This is a genomic window from Actinomadura sp. NPDC023710, assembly GCF_040639875.1.
Classification (GTDB): Bacteria; Actinomycetota; Actinomycetes; order Streptosporangiales; family Streptosporangiaceae; genus Spirillospora; species Spirillospora citrea.
Map to the genome: position 1 here is coordinate 19,133 of NZ_JBFAGB010000052.1, position 21,426 is coordinate 40,558.

Consider the following 21,426-nt stretch of genomic DNA (forward strand, 5'->3'; position numbering starts at 1 on the left):
CCGGAGGCTCCGCACGGCCGATCTGAGGACCATGATTCTCTTCACCAACGCCAAGGCCGGAACGCACGACGCCCAGACCTTGGACCGGGTCGCCGCGCTGATCCGGGACGCCGGGCAGGAGGTCACCGTCTGCCCGTGCGTCGCGCCCGACGACCTCGACGAGGCGCTGGACCAGGACCGCAAGGCGGTCGTCGTGGCCGCCGGCGGGGACGGTTCCATCAACCGCCTGGTCCGCACCCTGCACCGGCGCGGCGAGCTCGACCGGACGGTCGGGCTGCTGCCGATGGGCACCGGAAACGACCTCGCCCGCAACCTCGGCATCCCGCTCGACCCCGACGAGGCCGTCCGCCTCCTGCTGGACGGCGGGCACCGCGAGCTGGACATGATCGTCGACGAGGACGACCGCGTCACGCTGAACGCCGTGCACGTGGGCATCGGCGCCTCGGCGGCGGAGAGCGCGACGCGGTTCAAGAGGAGGCTCAAGGTCGCGGCGTTCCCGCTGGGCGCGATCATCGCGGGCCTGCGCCACTCCGGGTGGCGGCAGCGTGTCGAGGCGGACGGCGAACTCGTCGCCGAGGGCAAGTTCCTGATGGTCGCGCTCAGCAACGCGCCCGGCATCGCCGGCGGCTCCGCCCAGCTGGCCGCGGACGCGCATCCCGGGGACGGGAAGCTGGAACTGGTCGTCTCCGCCGCCACCGGACCCGTCGCGCGCATCGCCTACGCCCTGCACCTGCGCGACGGCAGCCACCGCTACCGGGACGACGTCCTGCACACCACGGCCCGCAAGGTCACGATCAGCGGACAGGAGTTCCGGAGCAACAGCGACGGCGAGGTGTCGGGCCCCTACACCAGCCGTACCTGGACCCTGCACCCCCGTGCCTGGCGGCTGATCGCCCCGGCCAAGCCCGCCTGAGGGAGCGCCGCCGGAACCGCCGCCGGAACGGTCAGGCGGTGGTCTCCTGGCGCGTCCGGACGGGGACGAGGGGGTGCAGCTCGTGCGTGCCGGGCCGCACGATCGCGTACGAGCTCTCCGGCACCTCCCTCCACGCGCCCTCAAGATGGTGGATCGGCTCGGACACGACGAACCGCGCGTCTGTCCCGAGCCCCTGGAGGACGTCCAGCCCTGGATAGAGCCCGCGCAGTTGGGCGATGTCGGTGGAGTAGAAGAGCGACCTCGTGCGTCCCAGACTGGAGTAGCGGAACACCCAGATCGACTCACCCTCGCTCGTGGCCACCGTCATCTGCAGCGGATCGGGCACTCCGCGGCGCCGCCCGAGGTCCTCGACGAGGCCGATGGTGCGGGCGACGGCGCCCGGCGGATCCTCCATCAGGCCGAAGGTGAGCGCCAGGTAGAACAGGGCCTCGGAGTCGGTCGTGCCCTCGATCTCGGGGTAAAGCGACGGGTCGACCGCGAGCATGACGTCCCGCTTCAGCCTGGGGTAGTCCGCGATGGCCCCGTTGTGCATCCACAGCCACTGCCCGTGCCGGAACGGATGGCAGTTGCTGCGCTGCACCGAGGCGCCGGTCGAGGCCCTGACGTGCGCGAACAGCATCCGCGTGCGGATCTCCCGGCTGATCTCGCGCAGGTTCGGGTCGTTCCAGGCGGGAAGGACGCTCTTGTACACGACCGGGAGCCGGCTCTCCCCGAACCAGCCGATGCCGAAGCCGTCCCCGTTCGTGGTCTCCGCTCCCAGCCGGGAGCGCAGGCTCTGGTTGATCAGGGAATGAGCCGGCCGGAAGAGCAGGGCCTCCGCCAGGGCGGGATCCCCGGAGTAGGCCATCCACCTGCACATCGCCACCCACCTCGCATCGACTCGCCCCCGCGACGACCGGGAGCCCGCCCCGCGATTCGGCCAGGACCGAACTCCCCTTTTGTTCCTCCCTACCCGATGAGGCCCGCCGCCACCAGCTTGGGACGACTCCGCGGGCCCGCGACGCCCGGGGGAGGGCCGGACGCGCCGCACCGCGGGCACGTGCTGCCGGTGTGCCCGCGGTGCGGCGCGGTCAGGAGAGAGGTGAACGGTCAGAAGACGAAGCAGTCCGCGTACCGGGTCTCCCGGCTGAGCGCCGCGGGCACCAGGCCGCCCGCGTTGCGGGTGACCTGGGCCGCCTCGGTCGAGTGCGGGGTGGTGCTCTGGCAGGACGTCGGCGAGCTGTGGCCGGACATCAGGTAGTCACAGCGTCCGTTGCGGTTGTCGGGCAGGCCGAGGGCGTGCCCGAGTTCGTGCGCGGCGATCCTCGGCGGGTAGAAGCCGTCGTTGACCGCCTCGCGTCCCATATAGATGGTGGCGCGGCCGAAGCCGTTCATGTAGGTGCGGGGCCAGCCGTTGTCGGCGTACACCTTGACGGTGGCCTGCGCACCGGTCGCGGCCCTGAGCTGGATCGCGGGCACGGCCGCGTTCCAGGCGGCGGCGCCCTGGTCGACGGCCGCCCTGAACTCCTGCGCGGCACTGGCGTCGTAGTAGATCGTGCGGACCGCGGCCGGGGCCGCGGCCGACGCCGGCTCGACGACCAGCGCGGGCACCAGGAAGGACAACCCGAGCGTGACGGCCAGCGCCGCCATGATCTTGCGAAGTGACATGGGGGAACTCCTACGGGGGTGGGGGACCGGGGTCAACGGCCGATCTGCTGGTTGATCCACGACAGGTACGGCGCGATGCCGGTGTAGAGCGTGGTGGTGGCGCACTCGCCCATGTTGTCGCCGGGGCCGTGGGTCTCGCCGACGAGCGTCCAGTCGCCGCGGGTGCCGACGACCGCCGGGCCGCCGGAGTCACCGTGGCAGGCCGAGTGCGTCCGGTCGCCCGAGACGCACACGTCGTTCGCGGTGCCGCCGCCGGCCGCGCACCGGCCGCTGGACAGGATCGTCAGGTCGATCTCCTGGAGGACGGAGGCGGTCCTGCAGCTGGGCCAGCTCATGCAGCCGAAGCCGAGCAGCCGCACGGGCGTGCCCGCGGCGGGGTTGGACTGCGCCATCTTCACCGGAGCCGACTGGGCGGGGGTGGACAGGTGCATCAGCGTGAGGTCGGTACCGGACCGGGTGGTGCGCCGGTCGATCTGGCGGACCTCGCCACCGGAGCTCTTGTACGTCGAGCCGATCCGGGCCTGCGACGCCGCGCCGCAGTGGTTCGCCGTGACGATCCACTGGGCGGCGACCAGGCTGCCGCCGCAGCCGTTGCTCAGCGACACCATCCAGGAGTACGTCTCGGTGGCGTTGTGGCCGCCGATGATCGGCACCCCGCCCTCACCGGCGGGCTCGGCGGCGTTCGCGGACGTCACACCGCACATCGCGAGCGCGAGGGCGCACGCGACCAGCGTCGCCTGGAGCAGTTTGCGCATGACGGTTCTCCAATCGGGGGGTTCATGCCGCCGGGGGCCGTCCTGTCCCGCGCACGGCGGGCCGCGCTCGCCATGAATTCCTTGGCGGGCTTGCGGGGAAATGCGTTCGCGAGAAAGATGGCGGCGACCGACATGAGCCGGACCCGCATGCTCCTGTGCATGCGCCGGCGTATTGGCCTTCTCGCGGGGACCACAGCTACGGGAGAGTAGTTGAGGGAAACGGCCTCCTTCTAGCACGTGAAAAGCACTAGATATTCAATGTGTATTTCGAGGGGCATAGAAATCCGTCGGTTCCGGTGCGTTCACCTGGTGTTCACCGGGAGCATCCGCTCGACGGCGGACGGCGGGGCGTTCTTGACGGGGCCGGCACGGTCAAGCGCACTTCCGTGAACGGCTTCGGCGAGTAAAAGAGCAATTCCCCCTAATGTCCTTCAAAGCGGACTGAATCCTTTACCTTTTTACCTCTTCCCTCGACTTTCTTTACCCGCGTTTTGCTTGATGCATGGGTAACTATTCACGACACGGAATACCGACTGCCGTGTGCTCGCCACAAAGTGTGGCGTTCCGTCTTAGACGGACAAGTCGCCCGCGCCCAACACGACGAAAGGAGAGAAAGGTGAACTACGGAGAAGAGCTGCGACGCGAGATCCTGTCGGAGGGGACCACCCCGCTGATCGGGGTTTTCGACATGTTCTCCGCCTCCGTCGCCGCACAGCACTACAACGGACTCTTCGTGTCCGGCTTCGGCTTCGCGGCGTCGCACTACGGCCTTCCGGATATCGGCTTCATCGCCTGGCCCGACATCGTCGCGTTCGTGCAGCGGCTGCGACTCGCCTTCCCCGGGCGGCACCTGCTCGTGGACATCGACGACGGCTACGTGGACCCCGAGGTCGCCTGCCACGTCATCGAGCAGCTGGAGCTGATCGGCGCGTCCGGCGTGATCCTGGAGGACCAGCAGCGGCCGCGGCGCTGCGGGCACGTGGACGGCAAGCGGATCCTGCCGCTGCAGGAGTACCTCGACAAGCTCGACATGGTGCTGCGGACCCGGCGCGACCTCGTCGTGGTCGCCCGCACCGACGCCGGAGAGGAGGACGAGGTCCTGGCCCGCGCCGAGGCGCTGGCGCGGACCGACGCGGACGTCGTCCTCGTCGACGGCGTCCGGAGCGTCGAGCAGATCCGCCGGGTCCGGTCGGTGATCGGCGACAAGCCGCTGCTGTTCAACCAGATCGCGGGCGGGAAGTCGCCGCGCATCTCGCTGCCCGAGCTGACCGAGCTCGGGGTGAAGGTCGCGATCTACAGCACCCCGTGCCTGTTCGCCGCCCAGAGCGCCATGGAGGAGGCGATCGTCCGGCTCAAGCGCGACGACGGCCGCCTGCCCGAGCACACCGCGAACAGCGTCGGGGTCCGGGAGTCGCTGGCCCTGCTGGAGCGCAACATCAGCCGCAACCACTCCGATCCGGAGCCGGCGGGCCTTCTCGCCTGACCCCGTCCGCTGGCCGATGGCGGCACGTCACCAGAAGCAGAGGGCCAATGCGCACCATCTCCGCGACGCTGACGCGGCTGCACATCGACCTCTACATCGCGGCGATTCTCTGTTCTCGGCGGGCGACGGCGGGTTCTCGCTCGGCACCGTCCGCGATATCGCGGTCCGGCTCCTGCTGCCCTTCCTGCTCCGCCAGGTCGCCCAGCGCTGGATCGGCGACCAGGTCCGCGCCCGGCGCCGGGCGCTGTCCCGCTACGACCGCGCGGTGATCCTGCTCGTGGTCTACACGGCCTTCAGCCGAGGCGTCGTCAACGGTGTGTGGAACGACCTCGCGCCGGCGGAACTCGGCGCCCTGACCCTCGTCGTCGCGGCTCTGCTCGCCCTCGCGCTCGCCGCCACGGGACTCGTCTCACGCCTCGGCGCCTTCTCCCGGCCCGACCACGTCGCGATCCTGTTCTGCGGTTCCCAGAAGAGCCTGGCGAGCGGCCTGCCCATGGCGACCGTCCTGTTCGAGGACGCCCGTGTCAGCACGGTCGTCCTCCCCCTGATGCTCTACCACCAGCTCCAGCTACTGGTGTGCTCCTGGCTCGCACAACGCTTCGCAGCTCCCGAGCCGAGCCCCGCGAAAGCCTGAAAAGGACATCATGTACCGCCTCCTCATCGCGTCCCTCCTCGCCATCGCCGCGTTCGCCTCCTTCGGCGCGCACACCGCCTCGGCCTCGGCGACGAACCCTCCGAGCATCGGGGTGAACGCCCTGAACACCTACAACAGCGGCGACGACGCCGGAAACGACAGCTGGCTGGAGATGGACCGCTCCCTCAACTTCGCCAAGGGCGACGGCAGCCCCGGAAGCGACATCATCAACGAGGTGAGCGGCGCGTCCAGCGGCATGTCCCCGGGCTCGTCGAACGGTTCCCTCACCGGCACCTCCACCGACCTGGCCCCCACGGAATCCGACGACGAATAGCCCGATCGCGGCGTCCGTCGCCGGCCCGGAGACGGTGGGTGGTCCGCGGCACCACCGCGGACCACCCACCGGAGGCCTAGCTGTGCCGGTAGCTGCGAATCGTGTAATCGTTCACGTGAGCGCTCGGCGGCAGGTACCGGCCCGGACCCTGGCAATTGTGCGAAGGGTAGACGTACTGGCCCTGGTTCGAGCCGTTGATCGCGGACTTGAAGACCGCGGGCGCCATCGGGCGGCAGGCGCCCGCGGGGGAGTAGGCGGTGCACGCCGTACCGTTGTTGTTCCGGCAGAGGTGCATGTAGCCCGTCGCCGCCGCCTGCTCGGCGCTCGCCCCCGGCGCGGGCGCGATGCCCAGACCGGCCAGCGCCGCCAGCACGACCCCGGCCGCCCGGAACCGCGTCATCGGATTCGACATGTTCTCTCCTGGCTCTTTGTGTTCTGAATGATCGTCCGGGTTCGGACGCATATCAGCTTGGACAAAGAACTGTCAGCCGGTCCACCCGTTTGTATCCTCGCGCAAAAGGCCGGCCCGCACCATACTGGCCGGAGTGGTCACCGCGACCGGGGGAACGATGTCACGGTTATCGGTACATTTCACAATGCAGGATCTGGCGCGCGTCCGGGTCTGCTCCGACCCGCACTTCCAGTGGGAACTGGTGCTCAGCCTGCACCAACTCCAGCCCGGAAGCGCGCCCGGCGCGTCTCCGGCCGATGTGGCGCAGTGGCGGGCCGACACTCTGGCAGCCCTTTCCGGGCAGAGTCTCGGCTTGCGCGTCCACCGCCACTTGCTGCCCTTGGTGCCGGCCTCGTCCTACTTTCCGGACTTCCTAACGCCCTATGAGGGAATGTACGGCTTCGAGGTAGGTCTGGACGCCGTCCTCTCCACTCCTCGCGGCCGGATCGGAAGCGAGTTGCACCGGCTCACCACGCGGAGCGGAGCGCCCAGTTGGGGCACCGAACTCGCCCAGGGCCGCCTTTCCGCGTTGCACCTGCTCGGTGACACCATGCGCGCCTACTTCAACAGCGCACTCGTCCCGCTCTGGCCCGCGATCACCGACCGGATCGCCACCGAACGCACCCGGCTCGCCGCCGTCCACGCCACCCGCGGCGTCCACACGATGCTCGCGAACCTGTTCCCCGCCGCGATCTGGCACCCGCGCGACCGCGTGCTGGAAACCCCCTACCCGATCAAGCACAGCGTGCATCTGGACGGCCGGGGTCTCACTCTGATCCCGTCATGGTTCTGCTCCGGCTCGCCCGTGGCGTTCGCCGACACGGACCTGCCGCCGCTGCTGGTCTACCCGATCGACCACACCCCCGCGCCCGGCCCCGTCCCGGACGCGCTGTCCAAGCTGATCGGCGGCACCCGCGCGGCGATCCTCGCCACCGTCACCTTCGGCACTCCCACCACCGCCATCCTGCGGCGCACCGGGATCTCCGCCTCGCAGCTGTCCCGCCACGCCGCCGTGCTCAGGGACAACGGCCTCATCACCGAAGCCCGCCACGCAGGGCGCACCTTCTACACCCGCACCCCCCTCGGCGACACCGTCACCTCACCGTCCACCTCCCCCCTCCGGTCCTCGTCGGCCTTCCGTTCCCGGGGCGCGGGCCGGTGCTGATCCAGATCGGCTCCGCGGGGCCGTGTGGCGGTCAGAGCAGGAAGACGAGCATGGCGGCGACCGCCACGTCCACCACGCCGCAGGCTTCGGCGTAGGAGCGGGAGACGACCTTGTCGAGCTTCAGGTGGACGACGTCCCACACCCCGTGGAGGAGCCAGCCGGCCGCCACCAGGTAGCGGCCGAGGTCGGGGTCCACCGCCAGGCCCACGAGGGCGATCGCACCGAACCCGAGCATCCCCGCGGCCTGCGCCCCGAAGATCGCCCGCCCGTCCGGCGTCCCGGCCACCACTCCCCAGACCAGCAGGACCAGCGCGGCGGCCACGATGACGGCGGACAGCGGGACCACGTCCAGAATGTCGATCGCGACGATGGCCACGACCAGGGACCCGACGACGGGCCAGGACGCTCCGCGCCGGCCGATCCGGTCGAGGATCAGGTACTCCAGGGGCAGCAGGAGCATCAGCTCGCCGAACCCGGACACCGCCTCGTCCAGGTCTCCGAGACCGCCGCCCACGATGAGCGCCGCGGCGGCCAGGGCCACCGCCGTGGGCCAGCGTCGCAGCAGCGCGCGGCCCCGGCCATGGTGCGCGATCTCCTGTTCTTGCACGGTGTTCCTCCTCCGGTCGGCGACGCCCTCACCCTCGGGCAGCGCGAAGGTCCCCGGTAGTGACGGACCACCACGTGCGCGGATGACATCTGTCATGCGGATACCGGACAAATGACCCCCGCCCGGGAGGCCGTCCGCTGGAACAATGACGGCGTGCGCACAGGAGCCGACGAGACGGGGCTGGCGGGGTTCCGCCGCTACACCTGGTGGGCGGTGCCGGGCACCAACGTCGGCGTCCTGATCCTCTTCACCGGCGAATGGATCCTGGACGGCGACGTGCCGATCCAGCCGCGCGTCCTCAGCGCCGCCGCGCTGGCGGTCGAGGTCGCCGCGGTCGTGGCCCTGCTGAACGCGCGGCTGTCGGCCGGTGCGCGGCCCCGTCCGCCCGCGGGCGGGCCGGCCGCCGGGGCGCTGGCCGCGCTCGTGCTCGCCGTCTGCCCCCTCGCCGTGCGCAACTACGGGCTGTGGCCGATCGCACCCGCGATCATGACGGCGGTCGCCGCGACCTACCTCGACCGCCGGCACCGCCGCCGGCTGATCGCCGGCGCGGTCCTCGCCGCGGCGCTGCCCGGCGGCGCCGTCAGCCTCCTGAGCGGGGACGGCGACCTGGCGTACGCCGCGCTGTTCCCGCCCGGGATCACCGCGTTCGTCGTCTGGGCCATGCTCGGCCCCCTGTGGGCCTGGGACATCGCGGGACGGCTGGACGAGGCGCGCCGCCTGTCGGCCGAACTCGCCGTCAAGGACGAGCGCCTCCGGTTCGCCGCCGACCTGCACGACATCCAGGGCCACCACCTGCAGGTCATCGCCCTGAAGAGCGAACTGGCCGCCCGGCTCGCCGAGACCGACCCGCCGCGGGCCGCCACCGAGATGCGGGACGTCCGGCAACTGGCCGCCGACGCACTCCGCGACACCCGCGCGGTGGTCCTCGGCTACCGCCGCACCAGCCTGGACGACGAGATCGCCAACGCCACCCGGATCCTCGCCTCCGCCGGCATCGACGCCCGCACGACCGCGGAGCCCGCCGCTGTCGGCGACACCGCCCGCCACCTCCTGGGCCTGGTGATGAGGGAGGCGACCACCAACCTCCTCCGCCACAGCCGGGCGAACCGCGCGTCCGTCGACTACCGCGTCACCGGCGGCGTCGCCCGCCTCCGGGTGGGCAACGACGGCGCGTCCGAGCCGGGCGCCGCCCCCGGCACCGGCCTGAACGCCCTCGCCGAACGTCTGAGGGCCGCGGGCGGCGACCTCACCTGGACCCGCGACGCCGACCGCTTCGAACTCACGGCGTCCCTGCCCGCCGGGAACGGCGAGGGCCGATGATCCGACTCCTGATCGCCGACGACGAGGACCTGCTCCGCAGTGCCCTGGCGTCCCTCCTCGCGCTGGAGGACGACCTCGCGGTGGTCGCCGAGGCGTCCACCTCCACCGACGCGGTCCGCCTGGCCCGCGAGCACGTTCCGGACATCGCGGTCCTGGACCTGGAGATGCCCCCCGCCGACGGCCTGCGCGCCGCCGAGGAGATCAGGGCCGCACTGCCGACCGAGATCGTCCTGGTCACCCGGCACGCCCGTCCCGCCGTCCTGCGCCGCGCCCTGGCCGCCGGCGTCCGCGGCTTCGTCCCGAAGACGACCTCCGCGTCCAGGCTCGCCGAGATCATCCGCGACGTCGCCGCCGGCCGCCGCTACGTCGACCCCGACATCGCCGCGGCCGCCCTCACCGAGGACGCCTGCCCCCTCACCGACCGCGAACTGGAGGTGCTGCGCGCCGCCCGCACCGGAGCCTCGGTCAACGAGATCGCCGCCCAGGTCCACCTGGCCCCCGGCACGGTCCGCAACTACCTCTCCACCGCCATGACCAAACTCCAGGCCCCCACCCGCCACGCCGCCGCCCACCGAGCCTGGCAACAAGGCTGGATCTGACGCGAGCCCGTTCGCCGGGACGGTCGGGACGTCCAGGGCCGCACCTACGTCTGTGGGCGGGGATGGGCCCGCCGCTCCGTCCGAAGTCGCGGGTCCAAGACCGAACGTCAGGCTGAGGCCACGGGGCGCCGGGTTCCCTAGCGTCGAATCGGCGGGTCATCCCGTCCTTGCTCTCGAACCGGTGCCGCCGGACGGCGGACGTGATCAGACGGGTGGTCGTGATGATGGCGGGTCTCACAAGCGTGTCCCCTGGTGTCCGAAGCGTGTCCACGGTGCTCGCGGCGGTCTCGGCCACGGGGGCGCTGATGGCGTGCCGTTCGGCGCATGAACCCGCGCAAGCGCCGCTGACCGTGCGCGTGGATTCCGGGAGCGTGCGGGGCGTCGTGAAGGGGAAGTCTCGGCAGTTCCTTGGCATCCCCTACGCCGAGCCGCCCACCGGTGCCCGCCGCTGGACGCTGCCGCGCAATCCGCGTCCCTGGAGCGGTGTCAGGGACGCCGGACGGCCGGGGAACGACTGCATGCAGGACTCGTCGCCGGAGACCGAGAAGCCGCCCAGCGAGGACTGCCTCTACGTCAACGTCACCGCCCCGCGCGAACAGCACGGTGCCCTGCCGGTGATGGTGTGGTGGCACGGCGGCGGCTTCACGCAGGGGAGCGGGAAGGACTACGACGCCGTCCGGCTGGCGACCGAGGGCAAGGCCGTGGTCGTCACGGTGAACTACCGGCTCGGGATATACGGCTACCTGGGGCTCCCCGGGCTCGCGGGTTCGGGCGACTTCGGATTCGCCGACCAGATCGCGGCGCTGCGGTGGGCGCGGCGCAACGCCTCGGCGTTCGGCGGGGACCCGCGCAACGTCACCGTGTTCGGCCAGTCGGCGGGGGCGATGTCGGCCTGCGCGCTGCTCACCTCGCCCGAGGCCGAGGGGCTCATCAGCAAGGCGATCATCTCGTCGGGGTCGTGCGGGCTGCGCTGGCCCGCCGGCGGCCTGTTCCCCGGGGCGCCCGCCGACCGGCCCTACGTCCCCGTCGCCCAGGGGCAGGACGACGGCTTGGCCGCCGCCGAGGAGCTGGGCTGTACCGGCAAGGACGCGCTGGCATGCCTGCGGGGCAAGACCAACGCCGAACTCCTTCCGCACTCGCCGTCCTTCTCCGACCACCTCGCCTACGGGACCGAGCTGCTGCCGCGGGATCCGGCGACGGCGCTGCGGGCGGGCGCGTTCGCCCACGTTCCGGTGCTCATCGGCGGGACTCACGACGAGGCCCGCTCCTTCGTCGCCGGCGCGATCCGGTACGACCCGAAGCTGATCACGTCCACGACCTATCCCCGGCTGCTGGAGCAGGCGTTCGGGGCCGACGCGCGCAAGGTCGCCGCCCGGTACCCGCTGTCGCGGTACCCGTCCGCCGGGCTGGCCTGGGCGACGGTCCTGACCGACGCGTCCTGGGCCTGCTCCACCCTGGCCGGCGCCCGGGACCTCGCCGCGCGCACGACCGTGTACTCCTACGAGTTCGCCGACGAGAACGCGCCCAACGTCAACGGCCTGCATGTGCCCGACGTCCCGCAAGGCGCCGCCCACGCCACCGACCTGCCGTACCTCTTCGACCTGGGAGGCAGGGACCTGCTGGTGAACCGGGACCGCAAGGGACTGGCCCGGACCATGGTCGGCTACTGGGGCACCTTCGCCCGCTCCGGCGACCCGAACCACCGGGGCGCACCGCGCTGGCGGCCCGGCACCGCGCCGCTGAGCCTCGCGCCGGGTGCGATCCGTACCGTCGACGCCGCGGCGGAGCACGGCTGCGGGTTCTGGGAGACGACGACCCGGTGACCGCGGCGCTCCTCTCGCGGGACATCGCCGGGGCGCGCGGGCGCGCTGCGATGATGGGCGGGCCGCCGGCGGCGGGACCCGACCCGGCCGGGGGTCCGGGGCCGTGCCCGGCCGCCCCCGAGGGAGCCTCCATGACGATCAAGGTGCTCGTCGCCGACGACCAGGACCTGGTCCGGGCCGGATTCTGCATGATCATCGATGCCCGTGAGGATCTGGAGGTCGTCGGCGAGGCGGGCGACGGCGAGCAGGCCGTCCGGGAGGCCGCCCGGCTGCGCCCCGACGTCGTCCTGATGGACGTGCGGATGCCCGGAACCGACGGCATCGCCGCCACCCGGCAGATCACCGCCGCCGCGGACCCGCCCAAGGTCATCATCCTGACCACGTTCGACCTGGACGAGCCGCTCTACGCCGCGCTGCGGGCAGGGGCGAGCGGCTTCCTGCTCAAGGACGTGCGCCCGCCGGAACTGGCCGACGCCGTCAGGGTGGTCTCCCGGGGCGAGGCGCTGCTCGCGCCGACCGTGACGCGCCGGCTCCTCGACCGGTTCGTGGCCGTCCAGCCGACCGAACCCGTCCGGCCCGGACGGCTGGCCGAACTGACGGACCGCGAGGTGGAGGTGCTCACGCTGGTCGCCCGGGCCGCCTCCAACGCCGAGATCGCCGGATATCTGTCCCTCGCCGAGGCGACCGTGAAGACCCACGTCTCCTCCGTCCTGCGCAAGCTCGGCGCCCGCGACCGCGTCCACGCCGTCGTGATGGCCTACGACCTCGGTATCGTCCGCCCCCGCCCCTCACCCTGAAGTCGCATCGACAAGACCCCTCCAGCGACCGAGGCCCCGCGGGATCACGGCGCCCTAACCTGATCACAGCAAGTGAGAACGTCATCACCAAGGGCAGGCGGGCTTATGTTCAGGTCACGGCGGGTGCACAAGGACGAGGCGTGGGAAGGCGTCGTCGCCGGCAAGTCCCGCAACATGCCGGACGGGTCGAACCTCTACCACTACCTCAAGGTCACCTTCACCGACGGCAAGACCAGGAAGGTCCGCGTCGAAGGCTCCCTCTGGGAGTCGGTGAGCCCCGGCGACCAGATCGTCAAGCGGGCCGGATCCGACCCCGTCAAGAAGTAGCGGCACCCGCCGCCGCGCCGCGTCCGCCGTCCCACACGCTCGATCACCGGAGGAACCACATGCGCAAGGTCGTGCTCTACCACCTGATGTCGCTGGACGGGGTCGCCTACGAGGACGGCGACTGGCTCGCCGACGACGGTCCCCAGATGGTCGACTACCTCGGCCGGGTCATCGCCAAGCAGGACGACGTCCTGCTGGGGCGGGGGACGTACGACTACTGGGTCGGGCACTGGCCCGCGTCGGACTTCCAGCCGTTCGCCGACTTCATCAACGGCACCCACAAGCACGTCGTCACCTCCAGCGCCTTCAGCAAGGAATGGGCGAACACCACCCGAGTCACCACCGACGTCCACGGCTACGTCACCGCCATGAAGCAGGAGCCCGGCGGCGACATCGGCCTCCACGGCAGCGTCGAACTGGCCCGCTCGCTGCTGCGGGCCCAGCTCGTCGACGAGTTGCGGCTGGTCGTCGCCCCGTCGGTGGTCGGACACGGCCGGCGGGTGTTCGACGGCGACGGCGTCCAGGCGTGGGGGCTGGCCGAGGTCGAGCGGGGGAAGAACGGCACGCTGTTCCTGGACTACAGCCGCTGACGGGACGCCTCGGGGGATCGGCGCGTCCGGCTCCCGCGGGTCCAGGGCCAGGTGATCAGAGCCCAGCCGAGCAGGATGACCAGCGCCTCGACCAGCACGTACCAGGGCCAGGGACCCATCAGGTCCAGGACGGAACCGGTGCCGGGCTTCTCATTGAGGTACCCGTAGTTCGTCCCCGCGCCCAGGTTGAAGACGAACGTGCCGACGGCCCAGGCCACGGTGACGGCGACCGCGAACCCGTAGTCGCCCCAGCCTGGCCGCATCCCGAGCCCCCAGGTCAGGTACACCGCGGACCACACGATCATCAGGTGCATCCCGAAGAAGCCCAAATAGTCGATGCCGGGGTAGTCCGCGCCGTTGAGCGCAGGGGTGAGCAGGCCCTGGACCGACAGGGTGAGGCCCCAGTAGTACGTCAGCGCGAACCATCGCCGGCCGAGCGTCCACAGAGCGCCGACCGAGGTCAGCCAGGCCACGTCGCACAGCTGGAGAGGCAGCGAACCGCCGATCCGCCACTCCCCGGGGAGCAGCGTGTGGACCTGCGTGCCGATCATCACGTACACGATCGCCAGCGCGTACGCCTTGCCGAAGCCCCGCGCCCGGCCGCCGAACCCCGCGCCCGGCTCCGTCTCCGCCCGCTGGGCGCGGCCGACGAGCACGAGGCCGGCGCAGCCGATCGCGAACAGCCCGAGCGCCGCCCAGTGCGAGGGCCCGTACGCGGCGAAGCGGCCGGCGACGGTCAGCGGCATGCGGCGACGCTAACCGGACCGGCGGCGGCTCGGGGCATGCGGACCGCCGTCATCGGAGGAGGGAGGCGGAGTGGTCGGGGACGTAGGTCTGCATGTCGCGCGGCGGCCGCTCGTAGCCCTTGGGGGGCGGCCGCTCGGGGAGCGGCAGCCGCGGCGGCTCCACCGTGCGGTAGGGGATCGTCGACAGCAGGTGGGCGATCATGTTGATCCGTGCGCGCCGCTTGTCGTCGCCGTCCACGACATACCAGGGCGCCTCGGGAATGTCGGTGTGCACGAACATCTCGTCCTTGGCACGGGAGTAGTCCTCCCAGCGGGTGATGGACTCCAGGTCCATCGGCGACAGCTTCCACCGTCTCATCGGGTCGGCCAGGCGGCTGCGGAAGCGGCGCTCCTGCTCGGCGTCGCTCACGGAGAACCAGTACTTGCGCAGGAGGAGCCCGTCCTCGACCAGCAGCCGCTCGAAGATGGGGCACTGGTGGAGGAAGCGCGTGTACTCCTGCTTGGAGCAGAAGCCCATGACGCGCTCGACGCCCGCCCGGTTGTACCAGGAACGGTCGAACAGGGCGATCTCCCCGGCGGCGGGCAGATGCTCGACGTAGCGCTGGAAGTACCACTGGGTGCGCTCGCGGTCGGTCGGGACGGGCAGCGCGACGATCCGGGCGACGCGGGGATTGAGGTGCTCGGTGACCCGCTTGATCGTGCTGCCCTTGCCGGCCGCGTCCCGTCCCTCGAAGACCACGACGACGCGGGCGCCCTCGCTGCGCACCCACTCCTGGAGATTCACCAGGTCCGACTGGAGGCGGGCCAGCTCCGGCTCGTACACGCGCCGGGGCAGCCGCTTGACCTTGCTCATGGGGAGACCCTTACCCAGGGCGGGCGCGCCGTGCTCGGTCCCGTTCCGGTTCCTTTACCTCCAGGGTAGAAGGGCGTCGCGCGGCCCGCCGTAGCGTGAGGGCATGGACGATGCTGCGGCGCGTGGCCGGATCATCGAGGCGGCCACCAGGCTCTTCGCCGCGCTGGGGTACGACGAGACGGATCTGCGCCTCATCGCGGACGCCGCGGGCGTACCGGCCGCACGGCTCACCGACCTGGTCGGCGGCAAGCGCGAGCTCTACCTGGACATCATGGAACGCGCTCACGAGGACGAGTACGAGACGCTCCGGAAGGCGGTCGACACGACCGATTCCCCTCGCGCCGCCCTTCACCAGATCCTGGACGCCTACCTGGACTACCACGTCTCTCACCCGCTCATCCATGCGGTGTGGATGCACCGGTGGGGAGCCGACGCCCTCGACATCCGCGATCTGGAGGACCGCTACCAGCGTCCCCTCCTCCGGATGTGCACCCGCAGAATCCGCGATGCGGTCCCACCCGAGATCGACCCCTACTTCGTCCTGTCCCCCATGGTCTGGTGCGTGTACGGCTTCATCAGTTCCGGTGTGTTCGCCCGCGGCCACGGGATGGTGAGCGCCATGGACCCGGCGGCCCTTGCCTGGTTCCGCTCCTGCATGCACCAGCTCATGGACCGCCTGACGGCTCCCACTCCTGCCTAGGACCTTTTGACCAGCTCATGGCGATGGATCGGTGAGCGGCGTGCCTAGATTGGAGGTATTCGGGTGCGTAACAGGTGCTAAATGCGCCGTGTGGGGCGGTGATGGCTTCAGCGGCATCGAACGCGGCAGGCGGACGTCGATCGTCGCGGCTGCCCGCGGACACGACGAGTTTCGTGGGCCGGCGGCAGGAGCTGGCGGAGGCCAGAAGCATGCTGTCGGAATCGCGGATGGTGACCCTGACGGGAGTCGGCGGGGTCGGCAAGACGCGGCTGGCCACGCGGATGGCGACCGTGCTCCGGCGGGCGTTCCCGGACGGCGTGTGGATGGTCGAACTCGCCGAGGTGGAGAGGCCGGAGTTGCTGATCGCGTCGATCATGGAGGCGTTGGAGATCAGGGATCACTCCCATCGCCCGCCGATGGACGTCTTGGTCGAACGCCTGAGGGACGAGCACGCGCTGCTGGTGCTGGACAATTGCGAGCACCTCCAACAGGAGTGCGCGGTGCTGGCCGAGACGCTGCTGCGCTCGGCTTCGCGACTGCGGATACTGGCCACGAGCCGGCACGTGCTGGGGATCGCGGGCGAACGGACGTTCCCGGTCCCGCCCCTGTCGCTGAGCTCCCTCGACGCACACGGGACGGCCGGGACGCGGCCGATGCCGGAAGCGGTGCAGCTGTTCGCCGACCGCGCCCGCTCGGTGGTCCCCGAGTTCGCCGTCACCGACGCCAACCGGGCCACCGTGGAGAGCGTCTGCCGGCGGCTGGACGGGCTCCCCCTGGCCATCGAGCTGGCGGCCGTGCGGCTCCGGGCGCTGTCGGTGGAGCAGTTGCTGGAACGGCTCGGCGATCGTTTCCGGTTGCTCACCGGGGGCTCGCGCGCGGTGCTGCCGCGGCACCAGACGCTGCGCGCGCTGATCGACTGGAGCCACCTGCTGTGCACCGAGCAGGAACGCGTGCTGTGGGCCCGGATGTCGGTCTTCACCGGCGGCTGTGATCTGGAGGCGGCCGAGGAGGTGTGCTCGGGGGACGGGATCCACCGCGCGGAGATCGTCGACCTGATCGCCGCCCTGATGGAGAAGTCGATCCTGAGCCGTGAGGATCACGTGGGCGTGGTCAGGTACCGGTTGCTGGAGAGCATCCGGCAGTACGGCCGCGAGCGGCTCGCCGAATCCGGGCAGGCGCCGCGGATCCGGCGCGCGTGTCGCGACTACTACCGGGGAATGGCCGCCGAGGCCCGCGCCCGGCTGTTCGGCCCCGACCAGATCGCCTGGCTCGGCAGGCTCCAGCTTGAGCACGCCAACCTGCGCACCGCGCTGGAGAGCTGCCTCGCCGACCCGGCCGAGATCCAGGTCGGCCTGGGGATGGCCGCCGACCTGCTCTACCACTGGATCACCAGTTTCTACCTGGCCGAGGGACGCCGCTGGATGGACCGGGCGCTCGCCCTGGACTCCGGGGAGAGCGAGATCCGTGCCAGGGCGCTGTGGTCCAACAGCTGGTTGGCGATAATTCAGGGCGACCTGGACGACGCCGCCGCGATGCTGAAGGAGAGCCGGGCCATCGGGGAGCGGCGGGGACGCGAGGAGATCCTGGGCTATGTCGCCCTGTACTCCGGGATGATCGCCATGTACCGGCAGGACGCCGACACCGCGATCGGCCTCTACGAGGAGGCGGTGGAGCGCCACACCGCCACCGGGGACCCGGTGGGCCACGCGCTGGCGCTGATCAGACTTTCGCTCGCGCACTCCTTCCTGGGCGACTCGACACGCGCCGTCTCCCTCGGCGAACGGGGCATCGCGGTGTGCGAGGCGCACGGGGAAGGGTGGCACAGGGCGTACGCGATGATGGCCCTGGGCGTGGAGGTGTGGCGGAAGGGCGATGCGGCGCGCGCCGCCGCGATGGAGCGGGAGAGCCTGCGGTTCAACCGTTCGCTCGACGACCCTCTCGGCATCGGGGTCAACCTGGAGGTGCTGGCCTGGGTCGCCGCCACCGAGAGGCAGTTCACGCGGGCGGCCCGGCTGCTCGGGATCGCCGGGGCCGTGTGGAAGGCGGTGGGCGCGGTCCTGTCCGGGTACGGGCACCTGGTGCGGTACCACGACGCGTGCGAGGACGACACGCGCCGGGCGCTCGGCTCGTCCGCCCTCCGGTCGGAGACCGAGCGCGGAGCCGGCATGTCCGCCGAGGACGGGCTCGCCTACGCGCTGGAGGAGACCCCGCCCGCGGACACGGGGGACCGCGACCTCGACGTGCCGTCCCCCCTGACACCTCGGGAGACGCAGATCGCGCAGCTGGTGGCGCAGGGGGCGAGCAACAGGAGGATCGCCGCCGATCTGGTGATCTCCCAGCGCACGGTGGAGGGGCACATCGAGCACATCATGAACAAGCTCGGTTTCCACTCCCGGGTCCAGATCGCCGGTTGGCTCAACGATCACGAACGGGCGGCCGGCGCGCAGGCCCCCCGGGTGACGAGGCGCCATGGGTGAACGGGAGATCGTGCCGGACAGGGCTTGGGAGCGTTCCGCCTTCGTCGGCCGCGTCCAGGAGATCGCGGAGGTGCGGTACCTGCTGCGCAGAACGCGGCTGATGACCCTGACCGGCGCCGGCGGGGTCGGCAAGTCCCGGCTGGCGCGCCGGGCGGCGTCCGACCTGCGGAGCTGGTTCTCGGCCGGGGTCGAGATCGTGGATCTGGCCACGATGCAGGACGTCCAGCTGCTGGAGACGACGGTGGCGGCCGCTCTGGGACTGCGCGGCAACAGCCGGCGGTCCCTTCCGGCCCTGGTGGACCATCTGGCCGACAAACGTCTGATTCTCGTCCTGGACAACTGCGAGCACCTGCTCCCGGAGTGCGCCGAACTGGCCGCCAGGCTGCTCGGCGGTGCGCCCCGGCTGCGCATCCTCGCCACCAGCCGGCAGGCACTGGGAGTGGACGGCGAACAAGTGCTGGTGGTGCCGCCGCTGGCGGTGCCGCCGGTCGGCGCCGCCGTCCAGGACATCACGCACAGCGATGCGGTGCACCTGTTCGCCGAACGGGCGGCCCGGGCGCGGCCGGGGTTCACGCTGGACGCGGAGACCGCGCCCGCGCTCGCCCGGCTGTGCAGGCGCCTGGACGGGCTCCCCCTGGCCATCGAACTCGCCGCCGCGCGGTTGCGCACGATACCGCTGGCGGAACTGGCGGCGGAGCTCGATCGGCGCTTCGACCGGCTCGCGGGCCCCGACGGCACGGTCCTGCCACGGCACCGGACCCTGTACGCGACCCTCGACTGGAGCTTCGGTCTGTGCACGCCCGGCGAGCGACGGTTGTGGGCGAGGCTGTCGGTGTTCCCCGGCGGGGCGGACCTCGAGGACGCCGAAGCGGTCTGTTCGGGCGACGGGATCGAGTCCGAGGACGTCCTCGACCTGATCTCAGGGCTGATCGACAAGTCCATACTGATCACTGAGCGCGGCGGTCTCCGCAGCCGCTACCGCATGCTGGAGAGCGTTCGCGCCTACGGGCGCGAGCGGCTGGCGTACGAGGACGAGCCGGAACTGCACCGCCGGTACCGCGACCACTACCGGCGGCTGGCCGAGCGGAACCGGATCGATCTGCTGGTGCCCGACGAGTTCGATCGCTACCGGGCGACGCTGGCGGAGATGCCCAACCTGCGTCTGGCACTGGATCTGTGCCTGCGGGAGGACAGTGTCCCCTCCGGACTGCGGATCGCGGTCAGCCTGTGGTCGGCGTGGCTGCTCGCGGGTGCCGTCCAGGAGGGCCGCCACTGGCTGGAGCGCTCGCTCGAACTGTCACATCCGACCGACGACGGCCGCGTCAAGGCGCTGTGGGCCGACGCGCTGTTCGCCGCCTACCAGCACGATCTCGACACGGCCGGACGGCGTGCGGACGAGTGCGGCGCCGCCGCCAGGAGCAGCGGAGACGAGAAGGCGCTCGCCTTCGGTCTTGAGGCACGCGGGATCGCGGTGCTGGCCGGCGGTGACACCGTTCACGGGTTCGCGCTGCTCCAGGACGCGCGGGCCCGCCACCGCGCCAGGAGCGACCTGCATGCCGTCGCCGTGAACCTCTACTACGCCGCCTCGTTCGGCATGGCCGCCCAGAGCCCGGGGCAGGGGGCGGCCCTGGGGGAGGAACTCCTCGCCCTGGCGGAGGCCCACCACGCGTCGATCTTCGAGGCGTACGCCTTGATCACCTTGGCGTACGCGGCCTGGTGGCAGGAGGACCCGAGCCTGACCGCGGCCAGGATGCGCCGGGCGGCCGGTCTGCTGACCGAGATCGGCGACCGGTGGGGACTCAGCCAGTGCCTGGAGTCCCTTGCCTGGACGGCCTGCGCGCAGGGAGATCACGACCGGGCGGCCCGGCTGCTCGGCGCGGCGAACCGGCTCCTGCGGGCCTTCGACATCCCGCCTCTCGGACTGCAGGTCTTCAGGCACAGCCACCGGGACTGCGCGGCCCGGGCCCGCCGCGGGCTCGGGGGGCGGGTGTTCGACGCGGCCTATGACTCGGGTGCGAAGCTGACCCTGGACGGCGCGGTCGCGTACGCGATCAGCGGCTGAACGCCCGGTTCGCGCGTCAGCGTGACGGGCCGGGAGACGCAGACGGCGGGCCACCGTCCGACGGTGGTCACGTGGCCGTCGGCGTCCGTCATCCGGGCTCGCAACTCCCGGGACCCCAGCCAGGTGGCAGCGGCGTTTCCGGACGCGAGCGCGGCGATGCTGGCGGCCTTGGCGGCGACGCAGCCCATGCCGATGACCGAGATCGTGCGCCAGGGCCGCTGCCCGCGCACGAGCGGCCGCATATCGGCGGCGACCGCGCCTCCCCGTGGGCGCGCCGCCGTGCGGCCCGGCGCGGGCGGGCAGGAGATGGCCAGCCCCGGCGACCGCAACATGATCTTCTCCGCGTGGCACGGCTCGCCGCGGGGCCCACGGCCGCGGCCGCTGATCACGTGGACCGGCCACCCCGGATCCGGGACCGGCCCCGCGGTGGCGACGCTGCCGGGGAGACAGACGCAGACTCCGCACCCGGCTTGTCCGGCGGCGGACTCGGCGGCCCGGTCGGCGGCGAACGCCACCGCCATGCTCCACAGGTCCAGGGCCGTTCCGGCGGGAATCGTGACCGTTCCGGGCGGATCGTCGATCACGATCGCGGCGTCGTCGGCGTCGTCGGCGCCGACGAGAGGATCGAAGAGACCGCCGGTCAGCTCGCCGGCGTGCAGGGCCGTCCACAACACCGCCACGAAGGTGGCGCCCACCCGTACCGGACGGCCGGCGGCGGCGTTGACCCGTGCCAGATCGGAACCGTCGCGAAGGGCGCTGCACGCGGCGTCGATGTCATCGATCACATGGTCGACCGCTCGCCGGGCGACGCCGAGACGGTCGGGTTTCTCCACCATCACGGTGGCCACACCGCCCCAGAGGGGGAACTCTTCCGAGCTGTAGGTCATCGAACCGCTCCAACCGGGATCGGGAAGCCGAAGATCGTGACCCCCGGTACCGGGCCTCCCCGTCCGCCAGGGTCGTCGCGGCGGGCGGGCGCGGTGCGTGATCGGGTGCGTGCGCCCGCGGGCGGAGCGGCCGGTACCGGCGCCTGGATCGCTCTCCTCGGCGCGGGAGCTGCGGTGAGATCCCGCGTTCCCACCAGCATGCTCCCGGGCGTCCAGGATGAAGAGGGTAGAAACC

The 21,426-nt window shown here is 71.5% G+C and carries 22 protein-coding genes; 14 read left to right on the forward strand and 8 right to left on the reverse strand.

Translation table 11 applies throughout. The features are described from left to right. The first annotated feature begins 31 nt into the window (after positions 1 to 31). A complete protein-coding gene (locus AB0H37_RS39455) occupies positions 32 to 913 on the forward strand; it encodes a diacylglycerol kinase family protein (RefSeq protein WP_360617753.1) in 882 nt (293 codons plus the stop codon). 31 nt (positions 914 to 944) lie between these two features. Here the strand turns inward: AB0H37_RS39455 and AB0H37_RS39460 are convergent, their stop codons facing one another. The 3 genes from AB0H37_RS39460 to AB0H37_RS39470 all read right to left on the reverse strand — a co-directional run bounded on the left by AB0H37_RS39460 (position 945) and on the right by AB0H37_RS39470 (position 3,336). After that, the gene (locus AB0H37_RS39460) at positions 945 to 1,793 is read right to left on the reverse strand and encodes a class II glutamine amidotransferase (RefSeq protein ID WP_360617754.1); all 849 of its coding nucleotides are present in this window, start codon (positions 1,791 to 1,793) and stop codon (positions 945 to 947) included. A 230-nt stretch (positions 1,794 to 2,023) separates the two neighbouring features. Beyond that, on the reverse strand, positions 2,024 to 2,581 hold the full coding sequence (locus AB0H37_RS39465) for a snapalysin family zinc-dependent metalloprotease (RefSeq protein WP_329096273.1): 558 nt from the start codon (positions 2,579 to 2,581) through the stop codon (positions 2,024 to 2,026). A 32-nt stretch (positions 2,582 to 2,613) separates the two neighbouring features. Further along, on the reverse strand, positions 2,614 to 3,336 hold the full coding sequence (locus AB0H37_RS39470) for a trypsin-like serine protease (RefSeq protein WP_360617755.1): 723 nt from the start codon (positions 3,334 to 3,336) through the stop codon (positions 2,614 to 2,616). A 616-nt stretch (positions 3,337 to 3,952) separates the two neighbouring features. Here AB0H37_RS39470 and AB0H37_RS39475 point away from each other — a divergent pair. Genes AB0H37_RS39475 through AB0H37_RS39485 form a run of 3 tightly spaced genes read left to right on the forward strand, consistent with a single transcriptional unit; the run spans position 3,953 to position 5,787 of the window. Next, positions 3,953 to 4,819: an isocitrate lyase/PEP mutase family protein gene (locus AB0H37_RS39475; protein WP_329096270.1), complete on the forward strand. Its 867-nt coding sequence runs from the start codon at positions 3,953 to 3,955 to the stop codon at positions 4,817 to 4,819. A gap of 16 nt (positions 4,820 to 4,835) precedes the next feature. Continuing rightward, positions 4,836 to 5,453, forward strand: a complete 618-nt coding sequence (locus AB0H37_RS39480) for a bile acid:sodium symporter (protein ID WP_360617756.1) — start codon at positions 4,836 to 4,838, stop codon at positions 5,451 to 5,453. Between the two features lie 10 nt (positions 5,454 to 5,463). Next, positions 5,464 to 5,787 (forward strand): hypothetical protein, encoded by a 324-nt coding sequence (locus AB0H37_RS39485; protein WP_329096265.1) that lies wholly within the window; start codon positions 5,464 to 5,466, stop codon positions 5,785 to 5,787. A gap of 76 nt (positions 5,788 to 5,863) precedes the next feature. Here the strand turns inward: AB0H37_RS39485 and AB0H37_RS39490 are convergent, their stop codons facing one another. Beyond that, the gene (locus tag AB0H37_RS39490) at positions 5,864 to 6,199 is read right to left on the reverse strand and encodes a hypothetical protein (RefSeq protein WP_179832031.1); all 336 of its coding nucleotides are present in this window, start codon (positions 6,197 to 6,199) and stop codon (positions 5,864 to 5,866) included. A gap of 184 nt (positions 6,200 to 6,383) precedes the next feature. Here AB0H37_RS39490 and AB0H37_RS39495 point away from each other — a divergent pair, with 184 nt between their 5' ends. After that, complete coding sequence (locus AB0H37_RS39495; RefSeq protein WP_360617757.1) at positions 6,384 to 7,403, forward strand: winged helix-turn-helix domain-containing protein; 1,020 nt, start codon at positions 6,384 to 6,386, stop codon at positions 7,401 to 7,403. A 31-nt stretch (positions 7,404 to 7,434) separates the two neighbouring features. Here AB0H37_RS39495 and AB0H37_RS39500 read toward each other — a convergent pair whose 3' ends face one another. Next, positions 7,435 to 8,010 carry a hypothetical protein gene (locus AB0H37_RS39500; RefSeq protein ID WP_360617758.1) on the reverse strand — a complete coding sequence of 192 codons (576 nt, stop codon included), beginning with the start codon at positions 8,008 to 8,010 and terminating at the stop codon, positions 7,435 to 7,437. Positions 8,011 to 8,121: 111 nt separating this feature from the next. Between AB0H37_RS39500 and AB0H37_RS39505 the strand changes: the two genes are divergently transcribed. From AB0H37_RS39505 to AB0H37_RS39530, 6 genes are all read left to right on the forward strand, one after another. After that, complete coding sequence (locus tag AB0H37_RS39505) at positions 8,122 to 9,330, forward strand: histidine kinase (RefSeq protein WP_360617759.1); 1,209 nt, start codon at positions 8,122 to 8,124, stop codon at positions 9,328 to 9,330. Continuing rightward, positions 9,327 to 9,929: a response regulator transcription factor gene (locus AB0H37_RS39510; protein WP_179832035.1), complete on the forward strand. Its 603-nt coding sequence runs from the start codon at positions 9,327 to 9,329 to the stop codon at positions 9,927 to 9,929. The genes AB0H37_RS39505 and AB0H37_RS39510 overlap by 4 nt, the downstream gene beginning before the upstream one ends. Positions 9,930 to 10,192: 263 nt before the next feature. Beyond that, positions 10,193 to 11,752 (forward strand): carboxylesterase family protein, encoded by a 1,560-nt coding sequence (locus tag AB0H37_RS39515; protein ID WP_360617762.1) that lies wholly within the window; start codon positions 10,193 to 10,195, stop codon positions 11,750 to 11,752. A gap of 131 nt (positions 11,753 to 11,883) precedes the next feature. Then, positions 11,884 to 12,549 carry a response regulator transcription factor gene (locus AB0H37_RS39520; RefSeq protein WP_179832037.1) on the forward strand — a complete coding sequence of 222 codons (666 nt, stop codon included), beginning with the start codon at positions 11,884 to 11,886 and terminating at the stop codon, positions 12,547 to 12,549. A 105-nt stretch (positions 12,550 to 12,654) separates the two neighbouring features. Further along, positions 12,655 to 12,876 carry a hypothetical protein gene (locus AB0H37_RS39525; protein ID WP_179832038.1) on the forward strand — a complete coding sequence of 74 codons (222 nt, stop codon included), beginning with the start codon at positions 12,655 to 12,657 and terminating at the stop codon, positions 12,874 to 12,876. 59 nt (positions 12,877 to 12,935) lie between these two features. Next, a complete protein-coding gene (locus tag AB0H37_RS39530; RefSeq protein ID WP_360617764.1) occupies positions 12,936 to 13,466 on the forward strand; it encodes a dihydrofolate reductase family protein in 531 nt (176 codons plus the stop codon). Here the strand turns inward: AB0H37_RS39530 and AB0H37_RS39535 are convergent. Together AB0H37_RS39535 and ppk2 are read right to left on the reverse strand one after the other, a co-directional pair. Beyond that, positions 13,454 to 14,212, reverse strand: coding sequence for a TIGR02206 family membrane protein (locus AB0H37_RS39535; protein ID WP_360617765.1), 759 nt, complete (start codon positions 14,210 to 14,212; stop codon positions 13,454 to 13,456). The genes AB0H37_RS39530 and AB0H37_RS39535 overlap by 13 nt on opposite strands. Before the next feature lie 49 nt (positions 14,213 to 14,261). Next, positions 14,262 to 15,065, reverse strand: coding sequence for a polyphosphate kinase 2 (gene ppk2 / locus AB0H37_RS39540; RefSeq protein WP_179832041.1), 804 nt, complete (start codon positions 15,063 to 15,065; stop codon positions 14,262 to 14,264). A gap of 103 nt (positions 15,066 to 15,168) precedes the next feature. Between ppk2 and AB0H37_RS39545 the strand changes: the two genes are divergently transcribed. From AB0H37_RS39545 to AB0H37_RS39555, 3 genes are all read left to right on the forward strand, one after another. Then, the gene (locus AB0H37_RS39545; protein ID WP_329096249.1) at positions 15,169 to 15,765 is read left to right on the forward strand and encodes a TetR/AcrR family transcriptional regulator; all 597 of its coding nucleotides are present in this window, start codon (positions 15,169 to 15,171) and stop codon (positions 15,763 to 15,765) included. 209 nt (positions 15,766 to 15,974) lie between these two features. Next, positions 15,975 to 18,242 carry a LuxR C-terminal-related transcriptional regulator gene (locus tag AB0H37_RS39550; RefSeq protein WP_360617767.1) on the forward strand — a complete coding sequence of 756 codons (2,268 nt, stop codon included), beginning with the start codon at positions 15,975 to 15,977 and terminating at the stop codon, positions 18,240 to 18,242. After that, complete coding sequence (locus AB0H37_RS39555; RefSeq protein WP_360617768.1) at positions 18,235 to 20,304, forward strand: AAA family ATPase; 2,070 nt, start codon at positions 18,235 to 18,237, stop codon at positions 20,302 to 20,304. The genes AB0H37_RS39550 and AB0H37_RS39555 overlap by 8 nt, the downstream gene beginning before the upstream one ends. Here AB0H37_RS39555 and AB0H37_RS39560 read toward each other — a convergent pair. Further along, entirely contained in the window at positions 20,244 to 21,191 is a 948-nt protein-coding gene (locus AB0H37_RS39560) for an FAD:protein FMN transferase (protein ID WP_360617770.1), read from the reverse strand. The genes AB0H37_RS39555 and AB0H37_RS39560 overlap by 61 nt on opposite strands. Positions 21,192 to 21,426: the final 235 nt, after the last annotated feature.